This window comes from Thermogemmata fonticola, assembly GCF_013694095.1.
Lineage (GTDB): Bacteria > Planctomycetota > Planctomycetia > Gemmatales > Gemmataceae > Thermogemmata > Thermogemmata fonticola.
In genome coordinates, this window is sequence record NZ_JACEFB010000005.1 from 232,620 (window position 1) to 254,785 (window position 22,166).

The following is a 22,166-nucleotide window of genomic DNA, read 5'->3' on the forward strand; positions in this document are numbered from 1 at the left end:
AACCGGCGAATGCCCCAAGCGGGGGAAGCCGAGGATTCATGATCCGCCCACCCGTGCCGAGGAACGAAAAAAGTATCTGACATGGGCTTCTGCAGGACAACGTGCGTGAAGTATCACAAGCGTTACATGATGGAATGTGCCTTGTCTGAGGAGCCAGGGTGGGAGGTACGGCTTCCGCCGGGATATGTTTGGGTGCCGTGGTCGGACGCCGTGGTGGAACGGCATGCCGCGGTACTGTATGAGAGTTTTCGGGATTCCCCTGATGCAACCATACTTCCGTCGCTGGGGACCGTGACCGGATGTCTGGTTCTCGTTCGTACCTTGGCACGCTGGCGTGGTTTCTGTCCCGCGGCTAATTGGTTGATCGCTTACCAGAACAGCCAAGACGTAGCCTGCCTCCAGGCCGCTTTGGACACCAGGGATCATGGGGTGATCATCAATCTGGCAGTTCTCTCGCCGCACCGGGGACAAGGTTTGGGGACCGCTTTACTGCGTCGCGGCTTGCAGGGACTGTACCAGGCTGGTGCCCGCCGTGTCTATCTGGAAGTAACTGCCAGCAATCAGGCTGCCTTGAACTTGTATCGCCGCCACCATTTCCGTTGCTACAAAACTCTGTATCGTGAAGCGATCGCAGGAGAAGGGGCCGCGTGCAAGCCGGGAACGGGATGCAGCGGAGCTGCCGATCGAGAAGGTGCTCCTGCGGAAGCGGGGGAACCGTCTTTCCCCCCGGCGACATCCAATTGATACTGAGGATGGAACGCCCTGTGAGCCAGATGCTATTCCAGCACACGCTTGCCAACGGCATGGTTCTGATCGCGGAGCGGATGGAACATGTTCGCTCGGCGGCCTTCAACTTCCTGCTCCCCGGCGGCTCGGCCTACGATCCTCCGGAACAGCGGGGAATAGGCAGCCTGCTCGCGGAAATGATCGTCCGCGGCGCTGGGTCCCGCAATCACCGGGAATTGTCAACAGTGCTCAATTCGCTGGGAACAGATCGCTCGGAATCAGCCGGCCGCATCGCCTTGCATCTGGGATGCTCAATGCTAGCCCGCCATCTCCCCGCGGTGCTGGAAGTGTATGCCGACATTCTCCGCCGTCCCCATCTGCCACCGGAAGAACTCCCCGCTGTGCAAGCCCTCGCCCTCCAGGACCTAGACTCTCTCGAAGATAACCCCTCCTCCCAGGTCCGGATTGAACTGCACCATTGCCATTTTCCCCCGCCGCTGAACCAGGACTCCTACGGGACCGCTGAGGGCATTCGTGCTGTCACCCCGGAGAGTTTGCGAAACCACTATGAACGATGTGTCAAACCCAACGGCATTATCTTGGCCGTCGCGGGAGACATCCAATGGGAACCGCTACGCGACGTGGTAGAACGTCTCTTTGGCGATTGGCCTGCCGGACCGCTGCCAGAACTTGCCATCGGTTCGCATACACCTTATTCCCGGCATCTCTTCAAAGACACGCATCAGACCCACATTGCTTTTGCCTATCCGAGCGTGCCAGTGAATCATCCGCAGTATTACGCCGCTCGGGCAGCCGAGGCGGTTCTCTGCGGCGGAATGAGTTCCCGCCTTTTCACAGAGGTTCGGGAGAAACGGGGATTGTGCTATTCGATTTCTCTGAGACACAAAACATTCCGGCATGTCGCTGCGATCGTCGGTTATGCGGGGACCGGAGCGGATCGGGCACAACAGACCCTGGAAGTCACGTTAAGTGAACTGCGGCGCCTAGCGGAAGGGGTGGAAGCCGATGAGGTGGACCGCATCCGAGCCGGTCTCAAATCGGGCCTGATCATGCAACAGGAATCGACGAAATCCCGTGCCGGTATTATGGCCTCGGATTGGTTTTTCCTCGGCCGGGTCCGTACCTTCGATGAAATGCAACAGATCATCGATCAACTCACCCCTGAGATGATCCTGGAGCATGTGCGAGCCTTCCCCTGCGAGCCGGTCACAGTGGCCACTCTCGGACCCCATCCGTTGACCTTGCCGCCGTACTGCCACCCCTATCAACCCAATTTCGTTCCCAAGGCTCCCTAGCCAACCGATGAAGGAAAGCGATCACGGGGGAACGATGACCGGGAGGAGATAGCGACTACTCTTGACGACCAATATGAGACATGCCTGCGCATGCTGGAGATGCCCATGAGAAACACCGCCCTCCACACCGCCTCAACCGCTTCATCCACGCCCCGCGAAGCGGATGAGGTAGCAGCCCCCTATGTGTTCGCCTACATCGGGCTAGTTGTCCTTTGGCTGGCCGCTGTGCTCTGGTGGGTGTTTTGGCAGCGGGGTTATGCCTGACACTGGTTCGAGCCGCGCCTTCAGGCAGCCACACTCTTGGGTGCTGCTGGAGGCGAGACACAGGAATGATGGATCCATTGTACGTAATCCAAACGTGCGCATTGCGGCGAGGTGATCTATGCCTTTCTTCCAGACTGTATTGCCCAATGGCTTGACTGTGCTGGCAGAGATACTTCCCACGGCTCGCTCAGTAGCTCTCGGCTTCTTCGTCAATACCGGCGCTCGCGATGAGAATGAAGATGAAGCTGGGGTTTCTCATTTTCTAGAACATATGGCCTTCAAAGGGACTGCTCGTCGCACAGCGTGGGATGTCAATCGGGACTTTGACCGGATTGGAGCCGCCTACAACGCCTACACCAGTGAAGAGAACACCGTTTTTTATGCTGTGGTGCTGCCCGAATATCTGCCTCAGGCTATGGACATCCTGGCGGACATCCTCCGTCCGAGTCTCCGTCAGGAAGATTTCGACACAGAAAAGCAAGTGATTCTGGAAGAGATCAAAATGTACGAGGATGTGCCGGAGTCGGTAGCTTGGGAACATGCCCGCAAGCTGTATTACGACGGGCATCCGTTAGGCCACAGCGTGCTCGGCAGTCTCGAGAGCATCCAAGCCCTAACACGGGAGCAGATGTACGCTTACTTTCAGCGCCGTTATGGGGCGGAGAATATCATTCTGTCTGTTGCCGGGCCGGTCAGTGGGGAGCAGATCGCCCAACTTGCGGAAAAGCACTGTGCGGCGTGGTTCCGGGGCAACTCCGAGCGCACCGATCGGCGAGAATGGCGGCGTCCTCCCGCCACCTATGTGCTCACGCGCGAAAAGGTAGTGCAAGAACACGTTATGCTTTTCACTGCCGCACCCCCGGCCGATTCCCCCTTGCGATATGCCTGCGACATTCTGGCCATGACCTTAGGAGATGGCACCTTCAGCCGGCTTTATTGGGAGCTGGTCGATCCGGGACATGCCGACTCCGCAGATTGCAACTACTACGAACACGACGGCAGCGGCTGCCTGCATGTTTCCTACTCCTGCGAGGCTGAGAAGACGGAAGCCAACCGCGAACGGGTCCAGCGTATCCTCGACGATGTGCAAAGTCACGGCATTACCGCCGAAGAGTTGCAGATTGCTAAAAATAAAATTGCCTCGCGGGTAGCGCGGGTGTCGGAGCGCCCCATGGGCCACATGGTTTCGCTTGCGAGAATGTGGTGGGCCACCGGCAGCTATCATGATTTGGATACGGAGCTTCGCCTCTACGAAGCCGTCCAATTGGAGGATATCCGCACTTGTCTTGATCTCTATCCGATCCAGTCTTGTACTGTAGTGGCCTTTGGACCAGCAACCCAGTTGTTTGGCCTGACCGCCCAGCCGGTATAGGTCCACAAAGCCCTCACCGCAGGGAATCCAGGGCTGTCCCAGAGAATTCGAATCGTGTCACTCAAGGCCGGCTGGCAGAACGGCTCGGTGAATCGTCTGGAATCAGGCGGATGCGTTGATTGTAGGTACCGATCATGATTTCACCGTTTTTGAGGTTGACATCGAGCTTCTGGAAGAATCCCTGCCAGGGCAGTGTTTGGTCGAACAGCAGCCGCCCGCGGTCCTTCTCAATCACGGTGGCCTGGTAAGTGATGGCACCCTGGCGGTTGTGGCAGGGCACCGCCGCAATGATCACGGGAAGCTCCTCAAAGCGGTCCAGCACGAGTTGATGCTGCTCCAATACGCCCTCGCCATGGAACCAGAGCCGCTGGCCGGTGGTTCGGTCGAAAGCGTAAATCGGCCCGTTGATGTTCAAGACGTTGAGGCTTTGCCCACCCCCGATATTCGCTCGCCGTCGGCCATTCGGAGCGGGCTTGTTGGGGTTTTGATCCAGAACGAGGTAGAATCGCTGGGGATCAACGAGCATTTGGACGCGGGTGCACGGCTTGACGTGCGCCTCCAGATTTTCAGCATCGATGCGGAGAGTCGCTCGGACCTGACCTGTCAGCGCATCCACGATCGTAGCAGTCCCATCCTTAGTGTGAAGAGCACCCACCCACTCCGCACGAAGGGATTGGATAGGCAGGACAGAGGCGGGAAACTCTTTGCGCCAGATTTCTTTGCCTGTAACCAAGTCCAAGCGGCGGATGATTAACGCTTGCTCCCCTCCACCCTGAGAAATCAGGGCCTGAGTCCCGCTGATGATAAAACTCGTAGCCTCAGCGAGGGTCGGTCCCAAATCCGGAGCCTCGGGAACAGGGGCGCCATCGACTGCTCGGAGCAGGCGGATACTCGTAGGCCGGCCTTGCGGATTGGTTTCCACAAGGACGAGATAACGGTCATCCCCGAAGAGGTGCGTACGGTCCTTGATGTCCTGCCGGATCCACAAACGCTGCTCCAGGGAACGGGGGTCGCAGACCTCCAGTCCATTGGCGGTCAGCACCGCGACATAGCTTGGTTGGATCACGGCCATTTTGCCGACGGTCATGGAGTAATTATTGTCGTAACGGATGACGATATCGCCGTTAGGCAGCATTTGGGCCTGGATGCCCCGATTCGGATTGGGGCCGTTTCCTTCGCCCAGCAGATTGATTTTCCACAATTCCGTCTTGGTTTCCTTCCCCCGGCTCAGATCGTAGCAGTAAATCATGTAGCCAAAGTGCAGCAGGACGAGGTGTCCGCAGGCTTGGAGGCTCCGCGCCACCCCCGAACCGTTGGGCAGGTAGAAAGTGGCTTGGGGCGCTATACTGGTAAACCGCATTTCTTCCTTGCCCGTCACCTTGTCAAAGACCCGCAAGGACCAGCTTCCGTTTCCGGCAACGGTTTGATCGAGCACAAAGCGGAATCGGCGATACATGGGGAACAATTCCCCTAGCGGTTCCAATTCAAATTGTGGCTGGATGGGTTGCGGTTCCTGCCGCAGCTCCGCCTTGTAGCGAGCGGGAAGCGGATAGCGTTGCGGCTCCAGGTAAGGCAATAGCCGCTTGTCCGTCAGCAGACGGATAGCAAAGTCCGCCCCGGTCATATTGTCTCGGATCACGACATCTGGGTATTCCCGCTCCAGTTGCAGATAAAGGGCCACAGCATCTTCCAGATGCCGCTGCTGGATTAGAATGCTAGCCAAGCGTTCGATAGCGCGGGCGCGGAAGGTTCGATCGGGAGCGGCGATCCGCAATTGCAACAGCAGGTGCTGGGCTTCCTGCAAGTCCGCCGCATTGCGCGTTTCCTGGAGGCGTTCCACCAGGTAAAGCTGAGCCTCTGCTCCGAGAGGAGAATGCGGGCCGAAGATCCTCACGAAGCGGCGCAAGCGGAGGAGATCGTTGCTCTGGCGGATGTCGCTCCACTCCTGGTGCAGACGCTGTTCGAGCTGGCGCCGAGCTTCGGCGTTGGTGTGATTCTGAAGCAAAGCCTCCAGCCGTCCCCGTGCCCAGACATCCGGACGGACGCGGACATTCGGTTCATCGGGCATGTCGATGAGTTTTTGAGCATCTCCGAGTTGGGCCAAGCGCAGGTAGTGCTCAAAGGCATCGACCAATCGGCCTTGCTTTTCCCGCCCGCGAGCCATGAGATACTCGAATTTGCGCAAACGCCGTTCAGTTTCCTCCAGGCGGCGGTTTTTGTCCTCAGGGAGTTCGCCAGGCACGGGCGGCAACTCGCACAAGGCCCGATATTCGTTCACATAATTTTCTGCGGCGGCGAAGTCTTTGGTGAGAAGTTCCGTAAGGGCGATGTAACGCTTCTCGCGCAGTAACAGCCGCTTTTCTTCGGGGGGATTGTTCCGCAAGGCAGCATCAAAGTCACGTATAGCGTCGAGGATTTTGCCTTCGTCGAGGTGCAACTCGCCGCGAGTGATCAGGCCAATGGGGTCATTCGGGTTCGCCGCCAGGAGGCGATCCATTTCCTGGCGTTTCTGTTCCAGATAGGGGTAGGCGGCCAGTTCCCAGGCGGATTGAGCGATAACTAGGTTGTCCAAGTAGACCAGATTTCCAAGGCCGAGGCGGGCCAGTTCCACGTCGTTGCCGATCAAGCGGGCCGCGGTTTTTGATCGCACCGTTCCAGTTTCGACATCGATGGCCCAGATTTCCGCGGAGGGATTCTCTCCCTTGCCGGCATTCTCCGGTCGGACGGGAATGTAGTACACACCTTTCCCTGCGGCGCCATGGCCAGTCGGGGTAGGAATAACCACGCCGTCGAAGGCCAAGCGGGGGCGTTGCTGCTGGACATCCTCACCGAAGAGGTGGTAGGCCCGCACCTGATTCCGTCCCACTACGATGACCTTGTCGTTGATAACACCGCCCACATACAAATCGTTGACATCGCGGGGAACGGACCAGATCAGACGCCCTGTGCGCAGATCGAGGCAATCGAGGGTGTCTGAGTCGTAAGCGGATAACAGTACCCGACCGGAGGCAATGATCGGGACAGCCGCATGCCAGCGGTCTGTTTTCAATCCCATGTTGTAGTTCGGCGGGACTCCGGGCCGGATGATAACACCCCCTCCCGGTCTAACTGGAGTATCACGACGGGCCCGGCCGTAGCCGTAGGCCCAAAGCAAACTGTGCGACATCAAGTCCACGGCGATGACAGCTCCCGAGTTGGTCGGGCAAACAATCACGCCGTCACTAGCAGCCAATTGGCAGCATTGGAAACGCCGCACAGCATCGTCGGGCAGGGTTTGAGCCGGCTGGCCTAAACGCTGGCTCCAAAGCAACACCGGTGTGCGGATGTGCGGACGTCCCGGTACCGGCTCCAGGTTGAAGGGGTCCAGGCACAACAAGCGGATGACACCGGCTTGTTCGATCAGCACGTAGAGCTTCCCATGGAGTGGTAAGGGTGGGCCAAGGAAAATCGCATCCAAGCACAGGTGGAAAGCGCTGGTCGCTTGGTCCGCCTCCTCCTCCTTGAGGGGAGGGGGAAGGGGCGGCGGTAACGGATCGCCGGGGAAGCGATGCTCGATCACTCGCCCCAACTGCCAAACCCGGCTGCCGGTTTTGAGATTGACGGCCACTAACTGCCCAGCGTGGACATACTTGCCCAACGTCGATTCCCGGCGATAACTTGGCGGAACGACAATTCCCAGATTGGGGTCGCTTCGGGTGGAGGGAGGCACAAGCCAGATGTCATCCACGTAATAGGCGTATTCACCATCGTGCGAAAGACTCCCGACCAGCGGATTCTCGTAAAGCATGCTCGACAGCGGTGTCCGTTTGATCTGCTCCCACCAACCCCGAATTTTCGATTCGGGGTTGGATTCATCCTGAAATTCATCGGAGGAGAGCAGTTGGAACAAGCCCGCTTCCGTGCGGGAAGCCCAGAGCAATTCTCCGGCGCGCACCGCGCGGCCGTGGACCACCTGATCCCGTGCTGCCACTGCATAGATTCCGTCGTAAGTTCGGAAGAGAATCGCATCCCCCGTGGTGATCGGGAAAAATCCCGGCAGGCGTACTTCCGACCGCGAACTCCCTTGGGTAGGCTGCCTGTACAAATCCTCCAATTGGACTCGGATCCAATCGCTGGCTTGCTGAGCCGCAGGACTGCTGGCGTAGGGCAAGAGGCGGAACTGGAATAACGGGACCAGAAACGGCGGTCCACCCGCTGTCACGCCGTTACGCGTGGGTGTTCCGCCGCGCATCGGCCATTCACTGAGCGTCTGAACAACCCTCAGTCCTTCAACAGGGCGTTGAATCTCCGCAAGCAATTGCTGGTAGGTATAGACCCGCTCGCCAATCTTCAAACCCCCGCGGCGCTCGGTGAGTCGCTGAAGGTCGGCCAAGACAATTTTGAGCAACTCGGCATGGCGTGGATCGCCGCTGCGTTGAAAGGCTAGCGCGGCTTTGAACAGGGTCAACGGTGTCTTAAACGCGTCGCTATTGGGGCGTTGCCAGAGGCGCTCAAAGGCATAAGCGGCCTCCAAGTAATTGCTCCGTTCCAAATACAAGGAGGCCAGCAACACGGTGGCTTCCCCGCCGGCACGAGTGTGGAAGTACTTCTGAGACACTTCCGTCAGGCGGGCCAGATCGTAATGATTCCGGATGGCCTCCTCTAACTGCGCGGCAGCAGTCTGCCCGTATGCCTGTTGATAGAACTCCAATCCCTCTTTCGGAAAAGAAGCGATAATCCGGTTGGCCTCGGTCCGCACACTGACCCGATGCAACTTCTTCTTGCCGCCCACTGTGTAGTAGGTGCTGTAAAACGAATCGCTTTTGGACTCCAGGATGTTCTGCAACAACGCCGTGACGGTCTGCCACGGAGGCTGCTTTGAGCCCGCCAGGTATTCACGGGCACCTTGCAAATAATTCCGCACGTTGCGATCGTAGGGGAAGGAAAACGGCACGTCCTCCTCATCCTCTGACCGCTCTTCTGCCGGGTCTTTGTCTTTTTTGCCCTCGTCCTGCTGATCCGGCTTGCCCGGTAACGGGGGTTGAGCCAGTTGAATTTGGACCTGACCAATGAGCACGTCGCTCCAGCCGATGACCAGAGCTATAGCGCCTATGAGCAGCAAAGCACCACCATATCGGATTCGGTAGGTCCACACCCTGCGTGGTTTCATGACCATAGCCCTGTCTCGCTTTTGCTAGCCACAGCGGTCCGGTACTTCCTCGACGGGCACCCACAACTCCTTCAACCTCTGCTTTCTCATCTCATAAGGTTCGTTGTATGGATTGTGACGCACCTTCGAGGCTTTGGCAAGGACGTTTCCTCGGCTCGGACGGACCACCCTGCTAAGGTCGCCATTTGGGGGAATGTTCCTTTGCTTCCCGCAGGGTTCACTTCCCTTGGGGTTGGATGGCGTACCTTCGCCCCAGCAAGGTCCGGCACGCCTTCACTTGCATGGACGCATGAGAGAACCCATTTCTAACCGCCCGTGGCCCAGATAACCGCCGGGTCAGCCATGAGAGTGTCTATATCATTTGGGAACGAACTTTTGGGATAGCTGGGCTGTAATTGGGATGGCTGGGCTGTAGACTGGGAGATTGCCTTCCTAACTACCGGCAGGCCGTTTTCTGCTCAGGATCATGCTACCGAACTTTTTGAGGCACCATCCACTAGCCTATTTCCTAGAAATAACCTGGTAATCCAGACGGGGAGCGCAAGTAGCCAGAATCAAGAGGAAGCTTTGAGCTGGCGTGAGTAAGTAAGCCGCGCCCCAGCAGCCGGTGTCTTCAAGGGATTACAAGGAACCTCGGGCAGGTGTCCCATGGGAACTACGTCACAAACGATGCCTCAACTCCGCGTGGGAATGGTGGGCGTGGGCATGATATTCGAGGAGACGTATGCCCCCTTCTTCGAGACCGCGGCAGAGACGCCCCTTTACGACGTAGCGACCGGCCCGGTGCAGGTGCAGCTAGCTGCTTTGGTGTCCCGCACGGGTCAACGTGCTGCCCGATACCTACAACACCGGGCCAACCTCTTTCCCTCGTGCCAGAATCTGGCGGGTGCTCAAGCCTTGAAGGAATTGCTTCGTCAACCTCTTGAGGTGGTCTGCATCGCTACGCCAGATAATCGGCATTACGAACCAGCCCGCTGCGCCTTGGCAGCCGGCAAGCATGTGCTGATCGAAAAGCCCTCGGTTCTGAATTTGAGCGAACTGGATGAACTCGTTGCCTTGGCTCAGCGTCAAGGCGTGTTGGCCAAAGTCGTTTATCATAAACTGCTGGACCCGGACCACAAACGCCTGCGTACCCTGGTCTGTGACGGCATCCTGAGGCACGTCAACAACGGCTATTGCTCTCTGCTGGAACCCAAATCCATCAGCGGCAGCCAATTCGCCGAATGGATTCACGGCCGCAATCCGGCGACCTATGTCGCGGTCCATTACCTGAAGCTGATCGACTTCACCTTCGGCCCCGATTGGTCGCTGGATCGTGTGACGGCTACTGGCCAGCGCGGATTGGTGGGCAGTCCGGATGGTTATACGTGGGATTCGGTCCAACTTCAGGTGGTGTATCGACACCCCGATCAGCGGGAGGCCGCCTTTGACATCCATACCAGTTGGGTCAACCCCGACAATTTCCCCGGTTACGTGGAACAGGAGGTCCAGTTCCGGTTTGACAATGGGGTTTGGAACGCTCACCAACGCAAGCGGGGGGTTGAGGTGACGGTCGAAGGGCATAACCCTCGGGAATTCAAAATCACGCCGAACCATCATTATAATGCGGAATTTTTGGAGCCTTGGGGCCAGCGGCGCCGCCGGGGTTACGGGATTGAAGTTCTGGAGCGTTTTTTCCGGGAGGTAGCCTACGTGGAGTACGGCGGGCCACCCCAACAACGGGACCAAAGGCTACGCGCTATGCAGCAATTGGACTATAACGATCTTGCAGCAGACCGGCGATGCGTTGCCATCGTGCAAGCCCTGGAGGCCATCCTGGAACGTGCTGCACGAGGGAAAACCGGCTGCGTTGTCCGAGTCAATGGACCTGATGGGGGGCTGGTCCTTTACGAGCCGGGTTGCCCGGAGAAAGTCGTATTGTACGCCCCCTCCGTCTGATTCCCTGGCGGCGCAGCAGGCGATATGGACATCCCAAATTTCTCGCTAGAGCGATCATACGGACCACGAGAGGCGGCGGAGAAGAAGGGGACCTAGCACCCTGTTTGCCTCTGCTATCCTAAAAGCAGTCACCCCGTACATACCCAGATGGGGAAACGCCCATGACACCAGCCCGTGATTCCTTGTCGGTTGGGACCGCTGAACTGTCCCGTCGTGCGGAAAATACATCCGTCCTGGCCGAAGCGAATGGAACCACAGTGTCTTCTGCGGACATCGCCCAGGACGCAGGCGGCCTCGGCTGGTCGATTCACACCCAGCCGACGCTGCCCCCGCAGATCGAACACCCCGAGGAACCTGAAGGGAATCGGATCCGGCATGTCCTTCACTTCGGGGAACCCAAGTCCCTGCGGACCTACACCCCGACGCAAGCTGCCCTCACACGTGCCAGTGGTGTCCTGCTGTGGACTGCCGATGGCCGCCCCCTCTACGACTTCACCTCCGGTGTTCTGGTAGCCAATCTGGGACACTATCCCCGGACGTGGACACGGAAGTGGTTTGCCCTCATGGGCTGGCCTGTGCCAGCAGAGGCAGGTTCCGCTGACAGTAACACCACCTCCCAGGGGGAATGGTGGCCATCGGCAGCCTCCGGACCCAGGCCAGGTATTGTTCCTGGGAATGCGGAGGAGTTCGGCCTAGCAGTTCCACTGACGGCTTACAACGCGATGACGGCAGTGGAAGCCCACGCCGTGCAGGCTCTGGTGCAGTTGCTGCAATCCCGTCCGGGTGGACGGCGGCTGGAGCAAGTCCTGTGGGCGGCCTCCGGCTCGGAAGCCATTCAAAAGGCCCTTTGGGCGGCGCTTGCCTTCCAGCGTGATCGCCCGATGATCCTGGCCACCCGCTACGGCTTCCACGGCAAAAAGGGACTCGCCCAAGCCGTCACCGGCTGCGAGACCGATCCGGAACGTGATCCCCGCGTGCGCTTCATCTCGTTCCCCATGGAGGAATGCCGGGATGTCCGCCAGCGGGATCAGTTTTTCGACCCCACTCCTTACGAACGGGAATTGCAGCAGGTGCTTCACCAATTTGGGCGCAAGATCGGCACCCTGATCACGGAGCCGTACCTGGGAGGCGGCGGTTCCTTCCATCCTCCCAAGGCTTACTTGCAACTCTTGCAGCGATTCTGCCGGGAGAACGACATCTTATTCATTCTGGATGAAGTGCAATCTAATTTCGGCCGGACAGGATCGCTTTTCGCCTTTGAAACCTACGGTTTAGAGCCAGATATTGTGGTGTTGGGCAAGGGATTGGGCAATGGTGTTCCCGTAGCGGCGGCGGCAGGCCGAGCGGATGTATTCGCTGCGCTGAATTATGGCGATGCTTCGGACACCTACAGCGCCCACCCCCTCGGTTGCGCCGCAGTGCTCGCCACTATCTCGGAATATCAGAGCCGGGACGTACTGGCCGCGATGCGCCCCGTCTCCGAGCAGATCGAAGCCGGTTTGGTCGCGTTGCGGGAATACCCCTTTGTGGCAGCGGTGCGTGGCGAGAAAGGGGGAATGGTGTGGGGTGTGGAAATGCAGGATTATGATGGCCGGTCCGCCAGCGAATGGGCCAATGCTTTCGTTCTGGCTGCCTATCGCGGCAGTGGAGCCAAGCAACCAGGCGTTCATCTTCTCGGACCGCTCGCCAAGAAGGTTGTGCGGATTGCACCGCCACTGGTCATTACAGCGGAACAGGCGCAACAGGCTTTGCAAATCCTGCACCTCGGCGCTCGAACCCTCCTGCACCAGAAGTGCCTGCCATGCTCGTAAAGGCCCTGGGCCAACTGGTCGAACTGCTCGCCCAGCAAAGCGGGGCGGAACTCTTTGTTGTCAAGGGAGTGCTCGCTGTCATTATCGTCTGCACTCTCTGCGGCATGGTAGGCTCTCTGGTCGTCGGCAATCGCATGGCGTTCTTCTCCGATGCGATGGCCCACTGTGCCTTCGCCGGCGTCTCCTTGGGGTATCTCGGCGTACTGCTCACCCATGCCGATCGGAGTGTGGCCACCTGGGTCGTGCCGCTCGTCATGGTCACCTTCGGCATTGCCGCGGGTATCGGTATGGTTTACGTTCGGGAACGCACCGGCCTGGCTCACGATACGGTCATTGGAGTCTTTTTCGCCTTTGCCATCGGCTTCGGTGCAATGCTCTTCCAGATTCTGGCGGTGAAGAGCAGCTTCAACCCGGAGTACTTCCTTTTCGGCAACTTGGTCCTGATTCCCGATGAGGACCTATTCCTTCTACTCCTGGTACTGGTCCTGGTCGCGCCGCTCTTTGCCTGGCGGTACAATCAGATTGTTTTCGCCAGTTTCAACACGACTTTGGCCCGCACTCGCGGTTTGCCCACGCGCTTCAACGACTACCTGTTTATCGTGCTTTTGGCTCTTGTGGTCAATCTTTCGATCAAGGCAGTTGGGGCTTTGCTCATCAATGCGTTGTTGGTCGTACCGGCAGCCGCCGCGGCCAATTTGGCCCGAAATCTGCGGCAAATGTTTTGGCTCACGATTGCTCTGTGCCTGGGAGCCGGCCTGCTCGGCTTCGGGCTGCGTAACAGTGTCGAGCTACGCTTGGGCGGTGGAGAACCGATTCCCTTTGGCCCCAGTGGTCTCATTGTAGTGCTGACGGTCGTGTTCTTTTTTGGCACTATGGTCCTACGCCGGGTCTGGAACCGCCTCGCTCCGCTGTTAGGTTGTTCCTCTCTGCCGGACCACCCGACTGATCACCCTCCCCTGCACCACGAGACTTCTTGAGGCTTGCTCTCCGCCGCAGCCCTTCGGACAATGCCAATAACGGAACGAAACCCGGTGAGGAAGCCACCGCCATAATCCCTGCGTGTTGTCGAGCAAGTATGGCAGTGCTTCCTCCCGCCGGGATGATTCGAGCCGGTGATTTTCCGCTCGCGGATTGAGGTGACTCGTGGATCCAACGCTTCTGGATTTTCTGCTCACCTTCAGCGCCATCTTGTGGGAGGCGATGCCGTTCATCGTGGTGGGAGCGATGGTTGCTGGGGTGCTGGAAGAGTTTCTGCCCCAGCAATTCATCACCCGCATTTTACCGCCCCGCCTACTCCCTTCCGTCATGGTAGGGGCTGGCTTGGGACTCGTTTTCCCGATGTGCGAGTGCGGAATCGTCGTCGTCATGCGCCGGCTGCTGCGTAAGGGACTTCCCCTAGCCTGCTGCATCGCCTATCTGCTAGCCGGGCCGATCATCAACATGGTTGTCATTTTCAGTACCTGGTTTGCTTTCCGGGATCACAAGATCGGACCGGAAATGGTGGGATTGCGCTGCGGCCTGGGGTTTCTGGTGGCCGTGGTCACCGCCTTGATCGTGCACGGACAGTACCGCAAGTATGGTGCCGATTTGCTGACTCCTCTGGCACATCCTGGCCCCCCAGGAAAGAGCCAATCTTCCACCTCCTCCGCCTCCGGCTCCGCCCCACGGCGATCCTTGTTCCAGCGACTCAGTCATATATCGGCCACCGCGTTGCACGATTTTGTCGATATCACAGTGTTTCTGATTCTAGGAGCCGTGTTGGCGGCTGTGGCCAAGCAATATATCGCGCCGGACGAAGTCGAGCGCCTGTCGCGGGAAGCTCCGCTCTTGGTCATTGCCGGTATGATGCTATTGGCAGCCCTGATGTGCTTGTGTAGTGAAGCGGATGCCTTTGTCGCCGCGAGCTTCACCAGCCTGCACATTTCGGGCAAATTGGCCTTCCTCGTCTATGGCCCGATGGTGGACATCAAGCTAATGATGATGTACACCCGGATTTTCCGCCCCCGGTTGATCCTGATCATCCTTGTGGCGGTGACCACGCAAGTGTTCCTCTACACCGCTATCGTCCACCTGATCTACCAGCTCAACGGCTGGACGGGTTTACCTGGTTAGCCAACGTCCAGGAACGATTACCACTAAGCTTACGAAACTCTTAAACGACACGAGATGTAGACTATGGCAGATGCACATCACCAGACCCAAGTTCACGACCACTCAGACCATCACCATCACCACGATGGTGAAGCCATCAGTGCGTATTTCACAGAGCAGTTGCTCACCATTCTGGTAGCGGGTCTGTTCGGCTTCGTCGCCATTCAGATGTATCGCGGCGGAATGCTAAATAATCTGCTGGCTCCGCAGTTCCATGCCTGGGTTCTCGGTGGCGGCATTGCGATCTTGGCTCTGGTGGTTCTCCGGGCGGTCGCCGTTTGGCATGAAGCCAGCCAAGTGCATGCTCATGCCGGCCATGTGCATATCCACGATGGCCATCTGCACGTGCACTCTCACGCCCACCATCATCATGAGCACGAACACCATCATCATGACCACGCCCACCATCATCACGAGCACGAGCACCACCCCGGTTGCACTCATGCCGCGCACACGCATTTCCCCGCGTCAGCCGAGGGTCATTCTCATGGGGAGCAGGAGCGCGTTCCTACGCAGACGGATTCACCTTCTGCTGCAAGCGATTCCTATGGTTCCACTGGCAGGGAATCCTCGCCTTCGCAACCCACTCCCGAACCGGATCGCAGTGATGCAAACGCTGAAGAAGAAGACGAACACGAGGCCGACCACGGGCACAGCCACGATCTATCGTGGGTAATGGCCCGTATGCTCGTGTTGATATTCCCGGTGTCCCTGTATTTCCTCGGTCTTCCCAACGCCACCTATAGCAAGGAACGCCAGCTTCGTATGCTGGGTCAGGAATCGTCCATCGGGACAGAATTGCTCCAGGAGTTGGCCAAAGACGCCGAGGTTGTCGCAGAAAAAACCTTAGAGGACGGAAGTCTTCAACGGACGTTGAAGACGAAGACTGGCTTGCGGCTCCTCGAGACACGCAAACCCGATGGCAGCCAGCCCCGCTTGGAGGTTCTCAGCGGCGAGGGCCGGCGGATGCGCTTCAATGATCTCAATGATGCAGCCTTTGACGAAGCCAAACGGCAAAGCCTCCAGGGACAGATCGCCATTTTGGAAGGCCGCTTTCGCCGCTTGGGGGACAAGGAGTTTACCCTCTTCCGCCTCAAAATGACTTGCTGTGCCGCCGATACGGTGCCCCTACGCGTTCGTATTGTCGTCCCCCAAGCCCTCAGTGGTTTCCAAGATTTCGATTGGGTGGAAGTCAAAGGACAAATCCAATTTGTCAAAGTACCGGGGCAGGAGCGCTATCTCCCCGTCATCATAGTGGCCGACATCACCGATGTTCGCAAAACCGAACCGAAAGGGGAGTACGAGCTGTAACAGTGCCTTGCGGTTATATTGTTTCCCTCATCCTCTCCCCTCTTTTCGCGGTCATTGCGGTCACTACGCTAACTATTCCCGTGAGGAATAGCCACGGGCGAGAGGGTATTTCGTCCGCCATCCAGCTCCGTCCCGGCCCAATCCATGAGACGTACAGCATAAAGGGGAAGTCGGTACGGAGACTTTCGGCAGAAGCGGCCATCATAACCTCCGCCCCCACGGAATGGCCTGAAGGGATGGCCTGCCCTCCGGGAAGAGAATAAACCATTAGAATGAACCGCTGGAATTTGATTTGAAGAGGAGCGAGGAAATCATGCAACCGAAGAAGTTACGACGCCACCGTCATTTGCAGTGCCGTTACTGCACCAAGCAGGGGTGTCCTCGGCCGGCCTTTGTCGATTACAAGGACGTGGCCAATCTCAAGAAGATGATGACGAGCAATGCCAAGTTGTTCGGGCGCAAGCGGAGCGGTTTGTGCGCCACCTATCAGCGTGCGATGGCGGAAGCCGTCAAGCGGGCGCGCTTCATGGGCTTGCTTCCTTACGTCGGAGAGTAGGCCCGCTGAGACGTGCGGCCTCCCGCCCGGTGAAGTTCTGCCGTGGTGAATCCCGTGGTGCACTTCTTTGCCATCGGGACTGATTTGGTCTGTGTGGAGTAAACTTTATCGCTTTCAGTATGAGCCGGGATTCGGATCATTCACCCGGTGCCTCCACATAGCTGAAGTGGAGTAGCTCATGCCGGCCTACCGGCCCGTGTCCGTCGTTTCTCCCCCGGAAGCACTTGCCATCCGAGTCCGGCAGTTCCGGAACGGAAAGTACCAGCCGACACCTACCCCCCTGCATCGGCGGCGAATGATAAGCACTCCTCGGCAGCGAGACCAGACAAACACAAACTGTTCACACCGCGACTATTCCGGCTCGGTGCGAGCTTGCGTGCAGGAAGGGTAGGGCTGGTGAGACAAGCAATCCTCGCCGCTCAGAGAACAGTTCTGTGAATGGGGACCAAGTGATGAGGAATAACCAGCGGCGGACACGGATCATTGCTACCCTGGGACCGTCCACGGATAGCGCAGAGAAACTGGAAGCCTTGCTGAGTGCGGGAGCAGATGTCGCACGAATCAACTTCTCTCACGGTACACCAGACGATCACATTCGGCGCATTCGGGCCTGGCGCCAAGCAGCGGCCAAGACCGGGCGGATCGCGGGCATACTGGCAGATTTACCGGGTCCTAAGTTACGGCTGTTGCTTCCAGCACCAGTATCTCTTCAGTCGGGGGACTGGATTTATCTGACCCCTGGAGACGATTGGCGGAGCTTACCGCACGTGGTGGGCGTAACCGAACCACAGGTTTTGGCGGAGATTCGGCCTGGCCAGCGTCTTTTAGTGGATGATGGGCGGATGCAATGGGAGGCTACAGGATGGGCAGGGCGATGGCTGGCAGCGCGCGTGGCCATCGGCGGCATGCTCAGCCCGAACAAAGGACTCAATCTACCGGACACCCGCCTGTCACTTCCCGCGGTAACGGAACGGGATCGCCGAGCCTTGGAAGTAGCCGCAGCGGAGAAGGTGGATTGGGTGGCGCTCTCTTTCGTCCGCCAGGCTGCTGCTGCGGAAGCAGCGCGTGCAGCCTGTGCAGCAGTGGGTCTGGAAGCACCCCTCTTAGCCAAAATTGAGCGTCCGGAAGCCGTAGAACAGATCGAAAGCATCCTCCAGGCATTCGATGGCATCATGGTGGCGCGTGGAGACTTGGGTGTCGAAATCCCCCTCGAACAAGTCCCCATGGTGCAAAAGCGGCTCATCGCTTGGGCACGTGCAGCCGCTCGGCCAGTCATCATCGCCACAGACATGCTCGATTCCATGCGGAGCAATCCCCGCCCCACACGGGCTGAGGTCAGCGACGTGGCCAACGCCATTTGCGATGGCACCGATGTCGTGATGCTTTCGGGAGAAACTGCAGTGGGGCAGTATCCCGTAGATGCTGTGCGCTACATGGTGCGGATCGCAGAGGAAACAGAACAGCACATGCGGGCCAACGGAGCAGCCTTGGGAGGTGATGTGCCGGCACCACCAGCCCTCCACGAGGGTGAGGAACCACTTACGGCTACCGCATGCCGACTAGCGGTTGAAGAAAAAGCCACCGCCTTAATCATCCCGACCGTAACGGGTCGAACAGCCCGACTGGTCGCCCGCCATCGACCCTGGGTGAGGATTATAGCGGTGGCAAGCCGGCAGGCGGTTCTCCAACAATTGACGTTGAGTTGGGGAGTGACGGGTGTGCTGATGCGCCCGGTGACGGTAGGACAAGACCGCATGGCGGCCGCTGTCGCGGACGCCTTTGCCGCCGGTGTTGTTACTCTAGGAGAGCGTGTCGTCGTCATGGCAGGTCACCCTATCGAAGGCGGGCCACGCCATCCGACGTTGCGATTGCTCCGTGTCGGCCCAGCAGGTCAACCCGCCGAACCCTGAACACCCCATTTCCAGGGAAGTTTTCGCCAGTCGAAACAAGATCAACACCTACAGCAAGGGTAACGATCCGACACATTGTAGATATTGCGCGCATCATCTTGACCCCTTGGGTATGCTGGGGGATGGCTCGGACCCATTCTCATGGAGGGTTGACCAGCACTTTGGCCGAATTAGCTCACACACTGACGCACACCGTCGAGGAGCGACCCGGCCATGAGGCAAACCCCGCCTGCCCTCCTCCGCTTGGAATGCCTGGAAAGTCGGGAAGTTCCCGCAGGGATGGTGGAAACATTCGACTCCACCGCACCACCCCTTTTGCCGGACAACTGGAGTAGCAGTAACGAACCCGCTGCTTCCTTCCGTACAGCCAACTCCGCGGGGATCAACGGCAGTATCGGCCTACTTAGCAGTGCGAGCAGTAGTCGCAGCGGGGGCTGGACTGGACCACTGCTCACTCTGCCTGCTGACACAGCGGTGGCCGCTAGTGTGTTGGCTAGCACTCTCGTGCCCGTGTATGTCTTCGTCCGCGGTACGAACATGGACTCAGCCACTCCCAGTTACCTCGCGGTGAGTGTCACGCGTGGACTGAATGTCGAAGTGCTGGAAGTGATCGATGGCCAGGCCACGGTATTGGGAAAAGTCAGCAATACCCCGGCGGCGTATCTCTCAAATCGGTGGGTTCAGGTTTGGCTTCGACCACAGGGAACAACACTGCAGGTGCAGGTGGTGCGTCTGGATACTGGACAATATCTGACCGCTCAAGGAACCTGGAGTAACACTGAAACCAGTGCCTTGACCGTCACCACCCGCTGGTGTCCTAAGACCGGAAGCATAGGAATCGGACGCCTGCCTCGTTATACCGGAGATGTCGCCATCGATGATTTTCTCTGGCAAATCCCTCAACCTCCGGGTGTATTTGAGAACTTTGATCGCGTCCCAGAGGGTGCCTTGCCGGAGGGCTGGCAGCCGGTCGTGACCGGGGCAGCAAGAAGTTGGGCCGTCACATCGGCCCGCGCTGCCAGTCTGCCTCGTGCCTTAGCCAGTGAAGGCGGCTCAACTACCGCTGCCGCTATTGGACCTGACATCAACTGGCCCGCAGATGTCGCCGCCTCAGCCCTGATCTATGCAGATAGCCTCATCCCTGCGCGGGTGTTTATCCGGGGTAGCGGTTGGAACAGTAGCACTCCCACCTACTATGCCGCTCAATTGCGCCGGGGCGTCGAAGTGTCGCTGATCCGCGTCGCCCAAGGGCAGGAGGTGGTTTTGGGCACCCTTCGGTCTCAGCAGTGGCTGAGCCATCAATGGGTCCGCCTCCAAGTGAGCGCCATCGGGGACCGCCTGCGCGTGGCTGTCATCCGCGAGGATACGCAACAGTGGCTCTCGGCGGATGGAAGCTGGTCAGATACTCCAGACTTCGCTCTGGAGATACGCGATGGAACGCTGCCTTCCGGAGGGCAGGCTGGTCTGATCCGAGCTGCGGCCTATGCTGGCACTCTGGTCTTCGACGATTTCCGCGCTCATGCCCTTGACAGTAACAGCAATCCGGCCGTGACGGTCGCTCCTGTATCAGGGAGTAGCCCATTCTCCGGCGATGTTACCTTCCAGGCCGTGGCAACGGGCACAATTACCCGCCTGGAGTTCCGGCTGGATGGGGTTTTGCGTGCAGTCTTTCCCAACGCTTCCGCTCGCTGGACTGTGGACACCGCCACCCTAACCAACGGTTCTCACCTGCTTCAGGTTCGGGCCTACGATAGCGAAGGCAACCTAGGTGTAGCGGAGTATTCATTCACGACGCAAAACGACGGTCAGGACCCCCTTTTTGTCCCCGATATTCCCCGGCATCTGCCCCACATCCGCGTCGCCCAGCTCGCTTACAGCGGCAACCCGATGGGCAGCGTGGAACAACAGCTCCTGCAAACCTCTGTGGACCTCGTAGTCCCGAACATTCGCTATTTGAGCCTGATCGATCGAATCGCTCCGGCTACACCTCAGTTGATCTACAGCAACGTCTCGAATTTGTACCAAGACCTGCTGACAGACTGGCTCAGTTATGCGGATCGTATGGGAGTGTCGCGTGAGCTGGCCTTCTACCATGTGACCCGTGCGACGCCGTTCCGCGGTTCCAGTCCAGCTTCACAGCCGGTGACCTGGTTCTGGTCCGCCGTGCAAACGACTCCCGCGGGTAACAACATTCCGGTCACGACAGCAGCCCGCGGAGGGGGAAGCGGCGTCCGCCTCGGAGGGGCGGGAACCACTACAGCTTTGGGATATCCCGATCCATTTCGCGAGATCAACCTAACCTTGCAGAAAGCGGCAGAGAGCGGATGGAGCGGAGTGTGGGAATACGCCGCCACTGTCAATGCCCAAGGACAAGTGGTCTCCTGGAAACCTTTGCCACTCTTGGCAGACACAACGGCGGGGCAGCGGCAGAACGGCCGTTTGACTTTCGATCCCCCGCGGGATTGGCAACCGGCCTCCCTCTCCGGAGGGCCGCGCCTCTACTATGTCCGCTTCCGCGTGACTGCCGGCACGAGTGAAGCCCAAGCCATCTGGCAGAGTGCGCTCGGGCGAGATTATGTCCAGGCTAATGGCGGAACTAGTGGCGTCATCCCTGCCTTTGACGCTTCAGCGGACCGCGATGGCGACGGTTATCTCAACGATACAGAATATGCCCGCCGCCGCCCCGGATACGAGGCACGATTTGTGTACGAAACTCGACTCTTCTACCCCTACTATGGGCAGATGCGCTTTGTCACCAACCCTTCGGATGTAGCCGTCCGCCGTTGGGCTGCGGACTATCACTTGCGCTTGTTGCAAGCCAACCCTTTAGCCGATGGTTTATTCCTCGACAATGCGACTGGGCGTGTTCCCTTCAGCGGCATTAGCGTACAGGAAGCCACCGCCGCCTTTGACATTGACTCTGCGGCTTTGGTGGCCGCCATCAGTCGTGCCATTGCCCCGAAATGGGTGATGCTCAACACCGCAGGCGGGGGTTACGATGCCGTACCTCTCACCACTGCCGCAGCCGCTAGCTTTGAGGAATTCTTACTACGCCCCCTCCAAACCAACTGGACTCAGGTGCTGGATGTAGCCGATCTGGTCAGTGCAAGGTTGGCGCCGGGCCGCTCTGCCTATCTGGTGCTCGACAGCCACCCAGGTGCTACCAGCCCCACCGATCCACGAACGCAACTGGCCACCCTGGCCTATTACTACCTGCTCGCCGATCCCCAGCGCACCTTCCTCATGTTTTTCGGAGGATACAATCCCTCATCATCCTGGAGCGAACACTGGTCGCCTGCCGCAGCAGTTGATGTCGGCCAACCACTTGGCTCGATGCGCCTGTTCGCTAGCGGGAATGATCCCGCCAATCCCCGCCTCGGTTATCGCATCTACGCACGGGACTACAGCAAAGCTCTCGTGTTGTACAAGCCCCTCTCCTATACCTTGGGGGTGGGCAACGGAACGACGGATGATGCGACAGCCACCACGCATTCCCTCGGAGGCACATTCCGCCGCCTTCAAGCTGATGGAACACTCGGTCCTCCTATCACCACAATCACACTGCGTAACGGTGAGGGCGCCATCCTGATGCGCAATTGAGGGCCTGGACCTATTCCAAACCTCACTGCCTTCAGCATAAAAAGCTGAGGTACCCACGTGAT

At 58.6% G+C, this 22,166-nt stretch carries 13 protein-coding genes; 12 read left to right on the forward strand and 1 reads right to left on the reverse strand.

The window, feature by feature from the left end; translation table 11 throughout:
- Window positions 1–105 precede the first annotated feature (105 nt).
- From H0921_RS09480 to H0921_RS09495, 4 genes are all read left to right on the forward strand, one after another.
- Window positions 106–744, forward strand: a complete 639-nt coding sequence (locus H0921_RS09480) for a GNAT family N-acetyltransferase (RefSeq protein WP_194537819.1) — start codon at window positions 106–108, stop codon at window positions 742–744.
- Between the two features lie 29 nt (window positions 745–773).
- A complete protein-coding gene (locus tag H0921_RS09485) occupies window positions 774–2,042 on the forward strand; it encodes a M16 family metallopeptidase (protein WP_228499336.1) in 1,269 nt (422 codons plus the stop codon).
- Between the two features lie 105 nt (window positions 2,043–2,147).
- Window positions 2,148–2,306: a hypothetical protein gene (locus H0921_RS09490; protein ID WP_194537821.1), complete on the forward strand. Its 159-nt coding sequence runs from the start codon at window positions 2,148–2,150 to the stop codon at window positions 2,304–2,306.
- A gap of 118 nt (window positions 2,307–2,424) precedes the next feature.
- On the forward strand, window positions 2,425–3,678 hold the full coding sequence (locus tag H0921_RS09495; RefSeq protein ID WP_194537822.1) for a M16 family metallopeptidase: 1,254 nt from the start codon (window positions 2,425–2,427) through the stop codon (window positions 3,676–3,678).
- Between the two features lie 61 nt (window positions 3,679–3,739).
- Here the strand turns inward: H0921_RS09495 and H0921_RS09500 are convergent, their stop codons facing one another.
- Window positions 3,740–8,827, reverse strand: a complete 5,088-nt coding sequence (locus H0921_RS09500) for a hypothetical protein (protein ID WP_194537823.1) — start codon at window positions 8,825–8,827, stop codon at window positions 3,740–3,742.
- A gap of 648 nt (window positions 8,828–9,475) precedes the next feature.
- Between H0921_RS09500 and H0921_RS09505 the strand changes: the two genes are divergently transcribed.
- The 8 genes from H0921_RS09505 to H0921_RS09540 all read left to right on the forward strand — a co-directional run bounded on the left by H0921_RS09505 (window position 9,476) and on the right by H0921_RS09540 (window position 22,104).
- Entirely contained in the window at window positions 9,476–10,765 is a 1,290-nt protein-coding gene (locus H0921_RS09505) for a Gfo/Idh/MocA family protein (protein WP_228499308.1), read from the forward strand.
- Between the two features lie 161 nt (window positions 10,766–10,926).
- Window positions 10,927–12,576 (forward strand): aminotransferase class III-fold pyridoxal phosphate-dependent enzyme, encoded by a 1,650-nt coding sequence (locus tag H0921_RS09510; RefSeq protein ID WP_194537824.1) that lies wholly within the window; start codon window positions 10,927–10,929, stop codon window positions 12,574–12,576.
- Window positions 12,567–13,553: a metal ABC transporter permease gene (locus H0921_RS09515; RefSeq protein WP_194537825.1), complete on the forward strand. Its 987-nt coding sequence runs from the start codon at window positions 12,567–12,569 to the stop codon at window positions 13,551–13,553. Before H0921_RS09510 ends, H0921_RS09515 begins: the two co-directional genes overlap by 10 nt.
- 166 nt (window positions 13,554–13,719) lie before the next feature.
- Complete coding sequence (locus H0921_RS09520; RefSeq protein WP_194537826.1) at window positions 13,720–14,688, forward strand: permease; 969 nt, start codon at window positions 13,720–13,722, stop codon at window positions 14,686–14,688.
- Between the two features lie 63 nt (window positions 14,689–14,751).
- Complete coding sequence (locus tag H0921_RS09525; protein WP_194537827.1) at window positions 14,752–16,038, forward strand: TIGR03943 family putative permease subunit; 1,287 nt, start codon at window positions 14,752–14,754, stop codon at window positions 16,036–16,038.
- Window positions 16,039–16,351: 313 nt separating this feature from the next.
- Window positions 16,352–16,594, forward strand: coding sequence for a 30S ribosomal protein S18 (gene rpsR, locus H0921_RS09530; RefSeq protein ID WP_194537828.1), 243 nt, complete (start codon window positions 16,352–16,354; stop codon window positions 16,592–16,594).
- A 434-nt stretch (window positions 16,595–17,028) separates the two neighbouring features.
- On the forward strand, window positions 17,029–18,504 hold the full coding sequence (gene pyk, locus H0921_RS09535) for a pyruvate kinase (protein WP_315851870.1): 1,476 nt from the start codon (window positions 17,029–17,031) through the stop codon (window positions 18,502–18,504).
- A gap of 213 nt (window positions 18,505–18,717) precedes the next feature.
- On the forward strand, window positions 18,718–22,104 hold the full coding sequence (locus H0921_RS09540) for an Ig-like domain-containing protein (RefSeq protein ID WP_194537829.1): 3,387 nt from the start codon (window positions 18,718–18,720) through the stop codon (window positions 22,102–22,104).
- Window positions 22,105–22,166: the final 62 nt, after the last annotated feature.